Below are 12,445 nucleotides of genomic sequence, written 5' to 3'. Positions count from 1 at the left end.
TTCGTTGAGGGGGAATGAAAAATGAAGGAGCAAGTCAATATGACGACTGCTGACGATCTGATTTTAGGTCTCGACAAATCCACGGATGAGGTGGCATGGGATTTGTATCGAAAGGCGATCCGTTTTGGCACCTGGGACCCTGCCTCGATTGATCTGACACGGGACAAAAAGGATTTTGCAGAGCTGGATGAGGACCTCAAGGGTTATCTGATCCACTTCTGCACCGGTTTTTTGGATGCGGAGGAGAATGTCGCCCTGAAATTCTGCCCGTGGATCATGCTGGGTTCCTCGACGGAGCAACAGGCGTTCTTAAGCACGCAATTGCTGGAGGAATTCAAGCATACGCAATTTTTCATGCGTTATTTTCAGGAGGTATTTGGCCGGGAGCGCATATCCGGAGTCAAGAATGTGGTGCAACAAAAGCTGGATGATCGGGTAAAAACCATGCTTGCAGCGTTGGAACTGGGGGAAGAAGAGCGGGAGGCTGCCTTGGTGGAAGGCTTGACCCACTATCAGGGCGTCATCGAGGGAGTTCAGGCCATGACGGGGTATGAAGTCTTTGAAGCCGTATACGGCAGCAAAGGCTTGCTGCCCGGATTGGCAGAAGGCTTCGCCCGCATCAAGGAAGACGAAGGGCGTCATGTGGGCTTCGGGTTGCGCATGCTGAAACTGCTGGCTCGAAACCCCTTGCACGCCAAGCGTATCGATGCGTTGCTCAACGAATACCTGCCACATATCCTCATTCGCTACGACCAGCCGATCATCGTGGACGGAAAAGAGTATCCGACCCCGCCAGAGGTGAGGGGGCGCGAGAGATTGACGAAAATGTATCAGCGCAGATACCGGGATATTTTTGGGAAACAAGCAAGTGTTTAATTGAAGGAGGGGGGAGAAGCCATGCGAAGAGCGCAGACATTACGCACTTGGCTGGAGTATTTGCGACAGACAGAACGCCTTGCGACCATCGAGAAACAGGTCAGCCTTCAGTACGAGCTGGCAGCAGTCACAAAAAAGCTTGACGGTGTGAAGGCGGCCTTTTTTAAACAAGTAGAAGACTACAGCATCCCTGTGGTGTCCGGCATCTGCTCGACGCGGGAGCAGTTTGCCGAGGCGATGGAGACCGATCCTTATGACGTCATCAGGAGGTTCACGGATGCGGTCGCATCTCCGCTCCCCTGCAAGCAGGTCGGAAATGATGAGGCTCCTGTAAAGGAGAACATCATTAGGGAGGACATCGATCTAATGCGGTTGTTGCCGATTCCGGTTCATCATGAAAAGGACGCGGGCAACTATTTGACTGCAGCACTCTTCATCGTCAGGGACCCTGTCACGCGCAAGCAAAATGTCTCCATTCATCGGCTGCAGGTAACGGGCAAGAATCGCCTCGGCGCGTTGCTTCTCCCCAGACATACTTATCATCTCTACAAACAGGCGGAGAGTGCAGGGAGGGCGCTGGAGTGTGCGATTGTCATCGGTGTCGATCCCTTGACCCTACTGGCGTCGCAAGCAAGTACACCCTTTGGGGTAGATGAACTGGAGATTGCGGGAGCGCTGCGAGGTGAACCGCTTGAGGTCGTTCGCTGTGAGACTGTGGACATCGACGTCCCTGCTTTTGCCGAAATCGTGCTGGAAGGAAAAATCCTGCCGCATGTACGTGAGCCAGAGGGGCCGTTTGGAGAGTTTCCGAAATACTACGGGCCGAGAAGCGATAAAGAGGTCGTGGAAATCATGGCGATTACGCATCGGCATCAGCCGATCTTCTATACCATCGTGCCAGCGGGCTATGAGCATCTTCTACTCGGGGGTATTCCGCGGGAGGCCAGTTTGTTGCAATCGATCAAACAAACGGTACCGGGTGTGAAGGCGGTGCATATGAGCCTGGGCGGCACCTGTCGTTATCATGCCATCGTGTCCATTCTCAAGCGAAATGAAGGCGAGGGGAAAAACGCCATATTGGCCGCACTGGCAAACAGCTTCGACATCAAGCATGTCGTCGTGGTGGATGAGGACGTCGACATCTTTAATATGGAGGAAGTGGAATGGGCGATCGCCACGCGTTTTCAGGCAGAGCGCGATCTGGTAGTTGTCCATGGCGCCCAGGGTTCGAAGCTGGATCCCTCTACGGATGAAGGAGTAGGCTCCAAGCTGGGATTCGATTGTACGATTCCACTGGACAGCGAGCCGATGCGCTATCTTCGGGTCAAAATTCCACAATACGAGGGTATCAACCTGGAGGATTACCTGTAGAAAGGCAATTGTCCGGCAAAGAACATCTCTGTCCAAAAACTGTCCGTTTCGCGCAATAACCGGACACAACACAACGGCAAAAAGCCGCAAAAGATCAACGATAGGCAGACTGGTATCCAACTTGCATTCCTTTTTCTGGGAACTGAAAAGCGGAAGGAGAGGATGGCTTGGATATTCAGAACACTGTCGTCGCTGTCACAGGCGGAGCATCCGGTCTTGGCGAAGCAACAGTGAGATACGTGGTAGAGCATGGTGGGAAGGCAGCCATCCTGGATGTTTCCCGGGAGAAGGGGATTGCGCTTGCTCAGGAGCTGGGAAGAGATTATGCCACCTACGTCCATGCTGACGTGACGAGTGAAGAGAGTGTACGGGATGCCGTCGATCAGGTCGCCGGAACCTTCGGGACCATTCACGCTGCCGTCAACTGTGCAGGCATCGGAATCGCCCAAAAAACCTTGTCTCGCAACGGCCCGCATCGCTTGGATGCCTTCTCCAAAGTCATCTCTGTCAACCTGATCGGCTCCTTCAACGTCATTCGGCTGGTGGCAGAACAGATGGCCGGCAATGAACCAAACGAGCAGGGAGAAAGAGGTGTCATCATCAACACAGCCTCGGTCGCCGCCTATGAAGGACAGGTCGGTCAGGCAGCCTACAGTGCCTCCAAAGGCGGCATTGTGGGAATGACACTCCCGATTGCGCGTGATCTCGCCCCTTACGGCATTCGCGTCATGACGATTGCTCCCGGATTGTTCGACACGCCGCTTTTCGATACGTTGCCGCGCGCTGCCAAGGATGCCATGGGAGCGATGGTTCCTTTTCCCCCGCGCCTGGGAGAGCCGCGGGAATACGCCAGCCTTGTGGGCCATATCATCGAAAACGCCATGCTGAACGGCGAGACGATACGCTTGGACGGGGCCATCCGCATGCAGCCGAAGTGAGGAGCTTTTGCAGCGAGACAACTGGATCATTGGCATGAAAATTTGGTATATTTATGTAAATGAGAGACCTCTGCATGCAAAGCAGAGGTTTTATTTTGGAGGTAGCCATGATCAAGGAACGATTGCTTGAATTGGGTTTGGAATTGCCACAAGCTGTCCCTTCGCTTTACCAGTATGTGCCCGTTGTCGTGCACCAGGGGATCGCCTACATCAGCGGCCAAGTGCCGAGAGTCGACGGCAACATTCCGTATGTGGGAAAGGTTGGACAGGACGTCACGATCGAACAGGCGCAGGAGCTGGCGCGGATCTGTGTTCTCAGGGGCTTGAGCTGTCTGGAAGCGGAAATCGGCAGCCTCGATCGGGTAGAGCGGGTGCTGAAGATCACCGGTTACGTGCAGTCGGGTGCCGGCTTTTCCCAACAGCCGCAGGTGATGGATGCCGCATCCGAGCTGCTTATGCAGATTTTCGGGGAAAAAGGAAGACATGCCAGAACGGCTGTCGGCGTAGCGGAGCTTCCTGTCAATACGCCGGTCGAAATTGATTTTATGATCGCTGTAAAATCGTAAACGGGGGAGAGACGTCCATGATCAGTCGAGAAAACATCATTGCAGCACGAGAGGCGATTGCCGACACTGTTCATTTCACTCCTTTGCTTCATTCCGACCAGTTGTCCAAACGAAGCGGCAACAAGCTGTTTTTCAAAGCAGAGCATCTGCAGAAGACAGGTTCCTTCAAAATACGAGGGGCAGCCAACAAGGTGAAGCAGGCGGTTGCACAAGGAGCCACTTCCGTTACAGCAGCTTCTTCCGGCAATCACGGACAGGCAGTCGCCTATATTGCCAATAGGCTGGGGATCCCCGCGACGATCGTAGTCCCGGAAGATGTAGCGACGTGCAAGATGGAAGCCATCCAGGCTTACAACGGCAAAGTGGTGAAATGCGGACTGACGTCAGCAGAGCGTCTGCCCAAGGCCAAGGAGATTGCCAAAGAGGAGAATGGCGTGTACATCCCTCCTTACGACGATCCGTTGATTATGGCAGGCCAAGGGACGATCGGCCTGGAGCTCCTCGAACAATTGGAGGATGTCGACGCGATCCTGGTTCCCATCGGCGGAGGAGGGCTCATCTCCGGGATCCTGACCGCAATCAAGGAAACGAAGCCCTCCGTTCAGGTCATCGGGGTAGAGCCGCAGCTAGCCAACGACACATTCCTCTCCATGCAAAAAAACCAGCTTGTCTCCATCCCGGGAACCACGACAATCGCCGATGGCCTGCGCACCTCGCAGCCAGGTGAACTTACCTTCCCCGTGCTGCAAAAGTACCTGGACGACCTCGTTCTGGTCAGCGAAGAAGAGATACGCGAGGCATTTCGCCTGGTGCTGGAACGCATGAAGCAAGTGATCGAGCCATCCAGTGCGACGACGGTAGCGGCAGCCTTGTTTGCGAAAACGTCTCTGCGGGACAAGAGAGTGGTCTCCGTCATTTCGGGAGGCAATGTCGATACCGATCAAATCGCGGCTTTGCTGTCCTGATCGGGGGATGGTAAAAAAATCCACATTTTGCGTCGGTTTGGCACGATAAATTTCTTCTCGCGCCGGACATCCTTCAACAGGCTTCACACGCTCCTTTTCCTAGAATGAAGGCAAATAGGGAAAGGAATGAGGTGAAGCAAGATCCGAAGCCTTCAAATAACGCTGGCAGCATGGGGACTCACATGCCTGTTGACTGTAGCCGGAGGTGCTCCCGGACTCGTCATGGCCACGGAACAGACGAACCAGCCTGCGCAGCAGCAGATGCAGACGGAAGAGCTCCAAATCGTCTTTGTCGGGGATATCATGCTGGACAAAAGCGTCGGTGCACAGATCGCCAAGCATGGGGTGGACTACCCGTTTCAAAAGACAGCCGCGATCTTGCAGCAGGCGGATTTGACGATCGGGAATCTGGAAACATCCGTGAGCACGCGGGGAAAAGCAGAGCCGAAAGAATTTGCCTACCGCTCCAAGCCGGAAACGCTAAAAGGCTTGACGAATGCTGGATTCGATGTCGTCAACCTGGCGAACAACCACTCGCTGGATTACGGAATGGATGCGCTGTTTGACACGATCCAGCATCTGGAGACAAACCAAATCGCCTGGGTGGGAGCGGGAAAAAAAGAGGCGGAGGCGTTCGCCCCTTATCTGACGACGATCAAGGGCAAACGGATCGCCGTGCTTGGGTTGAGCCGCGTTCTTCCCAATCGCCAGTGGTTCGCCGGGAAAAACAAGCCAGGACTTGCGCATGCCTACACGGATGAACCGATGCTGACGTATGTGAAAAAAGCGTCAGAGGTCGCAGACATCACCATCGCTGTCATGCATTGGAATCTGGAATACAAGGATGTTCCCGAACCATACGCGCGTGCGATTGCCCGCAAGCTGATCGACAGCGGCGTCGATGCCGTCGTCGGCTCGCATCCGCACTCGGTGATGGGCATTGAGTTCTACAAGGATGCTCCCATCTACTACAGTGTCGGCAATTTCGTGTTCACCACCTCCTACAACCCCAAAGGTCGCGAGGCGATCATGGTCAAGCTGGCATTTGCCGATCAGGATCAAGGTATAAAGACCAGCGTCATCCCCGTGAAAATCGTCAACGGCCAGCCCGTACCCATGGATGCAGCGGGCAAAAAGCGGATGATCGAAAAGCTGAACCAGATTTCATTTGATGCCAAGGTAGATGCGGACGGAGTCGTGACCAAGAAATAAGAAAGACACCCTGAGAAACCCACATACCATTAGCTCGGAGATCGAGTGAAGCTGGCCGAGGAAAAAGAGGAGAAAAGCGAAGGCATTTGGGATCTTGACCAAGCCGTAATGGAAAAGGCGGAACACGCATTTAGCGGCCAGCGAGCCCAGAAAGCCGTTAATTACTAGTTGGTGAAAGTCCAACCGAGGTAAGAGCCAAGTCGCCTCGTAGCTGACAGGCAACTGGTGGAGAGATCCTAAGGTTGAAGCCCTGTGACAAAGTATCCCGTAAGGGAGCGAGCAAATCAGCGGACCGTAACATAAAGTGAATCCTGCCGCTTCGTTAAAGGGACCATCAGTGGATGGACAAGGAGGAGACGAGCCCGGTGGCCGCAGGCGAAGTCCATGGACGATGTGTAGAACTTGGAGACAGCATCAAGGAACCTCCCGGAGTATGGGGAGCGGTACGCTGAGAAAGTAGTTAACGGAACTGGGGAGACCCTACTCTGCACACCCCGTTGGGGTGTAAAGCCCCCTGTGTCAGAATAGTTGTCCTTGGATTGTCAACACCTGACTAGACAGATTTCTTAAGTGCCTTCTCTTTGTACGCTAATGGGCTTAGATATCCTAGTGTGGAATGAATCCTTGCTTCGTTAAACCATTTGACGTATGTTCCTAGCTCTTGCTTTAACTGAGATAGCGATTCAAATTTGCGATTTCTCACGAACTCGGCTTTGATCAGCTTAAAGGTTGCCTCCGCAACTGCATTGTCATAGGGACAGCCTTTCATACTCAATGAACGCTTGATCTTGAACGTGTTGATCACTTCATCAATCGTGAGATTTCTAAACTCACTGCCACGATCTGTGTGAAAAAGCTGGATTTGGCGTAGATCTCCTTTTACGCTTGCAAATGCTTGATAGACTAGTGCGGCATCTTTAAATTTTCCGCAGCTGTAACCGATGATCTCCCGATTAAATAAGTCCACGAGCAAACAAATATAGTGCCATTTATTTGCGACCCGAACGTATGTCAAGTCACTCACAACGGCTTCCAGTGGTGCTTCTTTCGCAAACTCGCGATTCAGTTCGTTCTGGATCGGCGATTCGTTACATGACGACATATGCGGTTTATACTGCGCCACTGTGTAGACCGAGACCAGGCCGTTTTTCTTCATCAGACGTCCAATGCGCCGTCTGGAAACCGTCATTCCCTCTTCTTGAAGTTTTGCTTTGATTTTCCTTGCTCCATACACGCGCTGATTCTCTTCAAAAATACGGATAATTGCTTGTTCTACTTCATCATTGACAGATGATTGCTCATTACTCTCGTAGTAGTAGGTACTCCTATTGACCTGAAGGATCTTGCACATGGCCGATATGGGATACTTATGAGCGTTTTGCTGGATTACCGTTAATTTCGTCCGAAGATCAGCGCTGCTTGCTTTAAAATATCGTTTTCCATCTTCAACCGTTGGATTTCCTTACGCAGCGCTCTGAGTTCCTTTTCTTCCTCGGTTCGGTTGTCTTTTTCTTTGAAAGAACCTGTTGTTCTACTCTGTTTGACCCAACGGTCAAACGCAGATGCACTCAGATCATATTCTCTCAAAATATCTGCACGCGGTTTCCCATTCTCGTAAAGTTGAACCATCTGCTGCTTGAACTCGTCTGTAAATGACCGACGCTCACGTTTCTGCATGACATTCTCTCCGTTCCTTGTCGATTTGATTTCAATCTACTAGACCTTAAGAGAATTGTCCAATTCAGTGTAGCCGATCCAGGTACGCTGAGAAAGTAGTTAACGGAACTGGGGAGACCCTACTCTGCACACCCCGTTGGGGTGTAAAGCGAAAGCCTATAAGCACATGCGAAAGGGTGGACGGCAGAGAGGGAGTCGGAGGGGTTTATAGTACCGTTGAACATAAGGACAACACAACCTTGTGGAGGGAAGGAACCCTGCTTTGTTCTTGGGTTGAAAGGAGGTAAGAGTGAGTGAATGCAAGTAAACTTGCTAACTACACCAATGTAAAAGCTCGACAACTTTGGACAACCCTATATCTTTGTGCCAAGGAAAATCCAAAACGGCGATTTCATGCTCTGTATGACAAAGTGTACCGGCCAGATATTCTTGCGGAAGCGTGGCGTAGAGTTCGAGCCAATAAAGGTAGCGGCGGGATAGATGGACAGACAATTGAAAGAATCGTTCAGGAGTATGGGGAAAGTAAATTTCTCAACGAAATTTATCTCGACCTGAAGGGTAAGCAATATCATCCATCTCCTGTGCGGCGCACGTACATCCCGAAAGCGGATGGGAAACAAAGACCGCTTGGTATCCCGACCATCCGAGATCGTGTTGTTCAGATGGCAACCAAGATGGTTATTGAGCCTATCTTTGAAGCCGATTTCAAAGATTGCTCATACGGATTCCGTCCCAAACGAAATGCCCACCAGGCGATTACACAAATCAAGAAAACCAGCAGGACGGCCTCCTGGGTAGTCGATGTAGACATCAAAGGATACTTTGACAACATTAATCAGGAAAAGCTCATGAAGCTAGTAGAGAAAAGGATTTCTGATCGCAGGATACTAAAGCTGATTCGGAACTGGCTCCGTGCGGGCGTCATGGAAGATGTACAGTTTCATGAAACCGAATGGGGCACTCCGCAAGGAGGGGTAATCTCTCCACTGTTGGCAAATATTTATTTGGACTACATGGACACGATTTGGGAGAAGCAATTCACTCATCTTGGGAAGCTGATCCGATATGCGGATGATTTTGTAATCATGTGTAGATCGAAACAAGACGCTTTGGAAAGTATACAAGTCATAAAAGCGGTACTAAACAAACTGGACCTTACACTTAGTAAAGAAAAGTCTCGACTGGTTAATATCTGGGACAATACGACGGGCTTTGACTTCCTTGGTTTACACCATCGAAAATTTCCCATTCTTCTCAAGGGTGGAAAGAAAATGTACGTCATGTCACACATTCCGAGCAAGAAGGCTATGAAGGAAATGAGAAGGAAAATCAAAGAGTATACCAAACCGCGCAACAAGTTGTACTGGTCACTAGACGAGCTGATACAAGGGCTGAATCGAAAACTTCAAGGTTTCAAGAATTATTACTCACTTTCACCCATAGGAGCTAAGTGGTTATGTCGCATCGACTGGTATGTTCTGACAAGACTTGTGCTCTTTAACAACAAGAAAAGGAATAAACAAGCGAGACATGCGCGGATGAGAGAGATAGCAAAAGCTACAAGAGGAATTCTTGTGAAGCTTGCCGTACGCGATAACCGAATGCCAAGAAAAGAAGAACATCGGAAAGCCGTATGAGGGAGAACCTCACGTACGGTTTGATAAGGGGAACTGAAAGGAGTAAGGCGACCAAACGGTCGCCAGAAAACGTCAGTTCTCTACTCTACACCCTGAATCACTTCTTCGAAGTGGGCTACTTTTGGTCGCGGTTCCGCCTTTGCAATGAAGGCGGCCAGGGATGACCCCCAGCGAAGATCCCAACCCGCCTGAGCGTTCTTCCCTTTTTCGTATTATGAGGTCAGCCAGAAAAAACTGGCTGGCCATTTTTCATGGAAATGGCTTTACTCTATTGGTAGCCGGGTAGAACGATCCCCTTTTTGGGAAAAACCCGTGGAGGAAACTGTTCACCCCCTACTTGTACAACTATGTTTGGGCTGGTTGGGACAAGATCCCGCCTCCCCACCACTGCAGCTCGACGACACCCCCTAAACATTTTCAACCAGATTGGACAGGGCAGGATCTGGGAGGAACTTTTTGGATACATCCGGTAATTACGGTTAACTCTGCCTGAGGGGACCTGAAGGCCGCATATCGTTGATTATCAAGGATGAGTCCCCGTCGAGCCTGTGCTAACATAAAACGCGTGTTAACCATAACGGCTTCATGAAAGGAGTACAGATCCACCTGCCAATCAAATATGGGCCTAGTTCCGTTCAGGACGGAAGCGGGGGAACCACCTCTGGGGTTAATTCTGCATCAAGCAGAAGGGATGCCAAACTGCCATCCTACCCGTCAGCTAACCTCGTCGGCTAAAGCAGATCATGTATGAACACCTTTTCGCAGGGAATCGCAGCACTTGTTTGTTTGGAAGAGCTCCAAACAAGGAGGTTTCTTTTGCGCTGCCTGCTTTACGTAGAACAATCGGTGCATTTGCTTTTGCCCCCGGGATGGCCCTCGGCAGGAAGAAGCAATGCGCCGATTTTTTGTTGTATCCAATTTATCCGTATCCAATTAACAAGGGGGAGCAAGAAATGAAAAAAAGCATGATGAGATTCGTATGTACGGCGATATTGTCCAGCAGCCTGTTGTTTGCGGGTTGTTCTGCGGACACAGCGCAGACAGGAGCGCCGGGAGGAGAGCAGACGTCAGGAGGGTCGACGCTGGAAAAAGCGAAACAGCAGGGCTTTGTCACAGTCGGCTTCGCCAATGAGGTGCCATACGCCTATGCGACACCAGACGGCAAGCTGACGGGAGAAGCCGTAGAGGTAGCGCGTGTCGTTCTGGAGCGCATGGGCATCCCGGAAATGAACGGTGTCCTGACCGAATTCGGCTCGCTGATTCCCGGCTTGAAGGCAAATCGTTTTGACATCATTACCGCCGGCATGTACATCACACCGAAACGAGCACAGGAAGTGGCTTTTGCCAATCCCGAGTACAGCATCGGAGAAGCGATTGCGGTGAAGAAGGGGAACCCGCTGAACCTGAAAAGCTACGCAGACATTGCAGCCAATCCTGCTGCCAAAATAGCCGTGATGGGCGGAGCGATCGAGATTGAATATCTGGAGAAAAGCGGCGTGAAAAAGGAACAGATGGTGCTCGTTCCCGACCAGCCATCAGCGGTCTCGGCTCTGCAATCCGCACGTGCGGATGCGATCACGATGACAGGCCCCTCTCTGCAAGCCGTTCTGGATAGTGCGAAGGACGACAGCCTGGAGCGAGTGATGGACTTTGTTCAGCCTGAGATCGACGGCAAAAGTGTCCGTGGCTACGGTGCGGCCGCCTTCCGCAAAGAGGATGCAGATTTTGTCGCCGCCTACAATGCGGAGCTGCAAAAGCTGAAGGAGTCAGGGGAACTGCTGAAAATTTTGGAGCCGTTCGGTTTTACCGAGCAGGAATTGCCGGGTGAGATGACAGCAGAGGAATTAGTCAAAGAATAAGGCAATCAGCAATGGAGAGGAATGAAGGATCATGGTGTCTGTCGATTTATTGCCGCTGCTTTATCAGGGAGCCGTCACGACTCTCAAGGTCACCGTACTGTCGATGGGCGTTGCGTTTCTGCTCTCGTTTCTGGCGGGATTCGCCCGACTTTCCCGCCGAAAAAGCATTCGTCTGGTCAGCTCGGTCTACGTGGAGGTTTTTCGCGGCACCTCGCTGATCGTCCAGTTGTTCTGGCTGTTCTACGCACTGCCGCTGCTGGGAATCGAGCTGACTGCGCTGGCAGCCGGGGTCGCAGCATTGGGCCTCAACTACGGAGCGTATGGATCGGAAGTAGTGCGAAGCGCCATCCTCGCAGTCCCCAAAGGACAGACGGAAGCATCGATTGCGTTGAACATGAGCCCCATGCTGCGGATGAGACGCGTGATTTTGCCCCAAGCGATGGTCATCATGCTCCCGTCCTTCAGCAATTTAGCCATTGAACTGCTGAAAGGGACATCCCTGGTCTCCCTGATTACGATGGCGGATCTGACATATCAGGGGATGATCTTACGCACATTCGATGCATCCAGAACATTTGAAATATTTGGTCTTATTTTGTTGATGTACTTTGTCATGGCATACCCGTTGACATTGATGATGCGTTGGCTGGAACGTCGTTTTTCTGCGGGGAGGGTGTAGGCGATGTGGAGTTGGAGTTTTACCTGGAGTACCCTGCCGTACATTCTAGACGCGATGAAAATGACCATCCTAGCGACAATCGTCGGCTTTGCCATCGCATTGGTGGGAGGTTTGCTCCTGGCGATGGGGCGCCGTTCCAAGAATCGCTTGATCTCGCTGATTTTCACCGGAGTGATCGAATTCGTCCGCAGCACGCCGCTCCTGGTGCAGTTGTACTTCCTTTTCTACGGCTTGCCGGCGATCGGCATTTCTTTGGGCCCTTTTACCGCCGGAGTGCTGGGGCTAGGCATCCACTACAGCGCCTATCTGTCAGAGGTGTACCGCTCCGGGATTGAAGCCGTGCCGCGAGGTCAGTGGGAAGCTGCCAAAGCCTTGAACTTTACGAGGTGGACGATGTGGCGGCGCATTATTCTTCCCCAGGCGATCCGTCCGGTAGTCCCGGTTCTCGGCAATTATTTGATTGTCATGTTCAAAGAAACGCCCGTCTTGTCCGCCATTACGCTGGTTGAAATGCTTATGGCAGCCAAGATGATCGGGGCGGAATCCTTCCGCTATCTGGAAGCATTCACACTCGTAGGGATTCTTTTCCTGATTCTCAGCTACGCCTCATCGCTGTTGATCAGGAGACTGGAATTGAAGTGGAACCGCACGTAAAAAAGGAGGAA

11 protein-coding genes and 1 riboswitch are annotated in these 12,445 nt (G+C 51.7%); of the genes, 10 read left to right on the top strand and 1 reads right to left on the bottom strand.

The window, feature by feature from the left end:
* Positions 1-21: 21 nt before the first annotated feature.
* The 6 genes from T458_RS47320 to T458_RS47295 all read left to right on the top strand — a co-directional run bounded on the left by T458_RS47320 (position 22) and on the right by T458_RS47295 (position 5,928).
* Positions 22-876 carry a R2-like ligand-binding oxidase gene (locus T458_RS47320; RefSeq protein ID WP_023558114.1) on the top strand — a complete coding sequence of 285 codons (855 nt, stop codon included), beginning with the start codon at positions 22-24 and terminating at the stop codon, positions 874-876.
* Between the two features lie 21 nt (positions 877-897).
* Positions 898-2,247: a UbiD family decarboxylase gene (locus T458_RS47315; RefSeq protein WP_023558113.1), complete on the top strand. Its 1,350-nt coding sequence runs from the start codon at positions 898-900 to the stop codon at positions 2,245-2,247.
* Positions 2,248-2,414: 167 nt separating this feature from the next.
* Positions 2,415-3,185, top strand: coding sequence for a 3-hydroxyacyl-CoA dehydrogenase (locus T458_RS47310; RefSeq protein WP_023558112.1), 771 nt, complete (start codon positions 2,415-2,417; stop codon positions 3,183-3,185).
* A gap of 74 nt (positions 3,186-3,259) precedes the next feature.
* On the top strand, positions 3,260-3,751 hold the full coding sequence (locus tag T458_RS47305; RefSeq protein WP_023558111.1) for a RidA family protein: 492 nt from the start codon (positions 3,260-3,262) through the stop codon (positions 3,749-3,751).
* Between the two features lie 17 nt (positions 3,752-3,768).
* Positions 3,769-4,716, top strand: coding sequence for a threonine ammonia-lyase (locus T458_RS47300; RefSeq protein ID WP_023558110.1), 948 nt, complete (start codon positions 3,769-3,771; stop codon positions 4,714-4,716).
* A 222-nt stretch (positions 4,717-4,938) separates the two neighbouring features.
* Positions 4,939-5,928, top strand: coding sequence for a CapA family protein (locus T458_RS47295; protein WP_023558109.1), 990 nt, complete (start codon positions 4,939-4,941; stop codon positions 5,926-5,928).
* 553 nt (positions 5,929-6,481) lie between these two features.
* On the opposite strand, the gene T458_RS47290 is transcribed toward T458_RS47295, so the two are convergent.
* A protein-coding gene (locus T458_RS47290; RefSeq protein WP_144083812.1) for an IS3 family transposase occupies positions 6,482-7,605 on the bottom strand; the annotation gives its coding sequence in 2 pieces (ribosomal slippage) (positions 6,482-7,356 and positions 7,356-7,605; 1,125 coding nt in all).
* 293 nt (positions 7,606-7,898) lie between these two features.
* On the opposite strand from T458_RS47290, the gene ltrA reads away from it, so the two are divergent.
* The 4 genes from ltrA to ehuD all read left to right on the top strand — a co-directional run bounded on the left by ltrA (position 7,899) and on the right by ehuD (position 12,434).
* Positions 7,899-9,242 (top strand): group II intron reverse transcriptase/maturase, encoded by a 1,344-nt coding sequence (ltrA, locus tag T458_RS47280; protein WP_023555181.1) that lies wholly within the window; start codon positions 7,899-7,901, stop codon positions 9,240-9,242.
* 612 nt (positions 9,243-9,854) lie between these two features.
* Positions 9,855-9,989: riboswitch (cyclic di-AMP (ydaO/yuaA leader) on the top strand.
* Positions 9,990-10,195: 206 nt separating this feature from the next.
* Positions 10,196-11,101 carry an ectoine/hydroxyectoine ABC transporter substrate-binding protein EhuB gene (gene ehuB, locus T458_RS47275; RefSeq protein ID WP_023558107.1) on the top strand — a complete coding sequence of 302 codons (906 nt, stop codon included), beginning with the start codon at positions 10,196-10,198 and terminating at the stop codon, positions 11,099-11,101.
* Positions 11,102-11,132: 31 nt separating this feature from the next.
* Positions 11,133-11,780: an ectoine/hydroxyectoine ABC transporter permease subunit EhuC gene (ehuC, locus tag T458_RS47270; RefSeq protein ID WP_023558106.1), complete on the top strand. Its 648-nt coding sequence runs from the start codon at positions 11,133-11,135 to the stop codon at positions 11,778-11,780.
* Between the two features lie 3 nt (positions 11,781-11,783).
* Entirely contained in the window at positions 11,784-12,434 is a 651-nt protein-coding gene (gene ehuD, locus T458_RS47265) for an ectoine/hydroxyectoine ABC transporter permease subunit EhuD (protein WP_023558105.1), read from the top strand.
* The last annotated feature ends 11 nt before the right edge of the window (positions 12,435-12,445 follow it).

This window comes from Brevibacillus panacihumi W25 (assembly GCF_000503775.1).
GTDB lineage: Bacteria > Bacillota > Bacilli > Brevibacillales > Brevibacillaceae > Brevibacillus > Brevibacillus panacihumi_A.
Note: the sequence above shows the minus strand (reverse complement) of the source record. Positions and strands in the feature narration are given on the sequence as shown.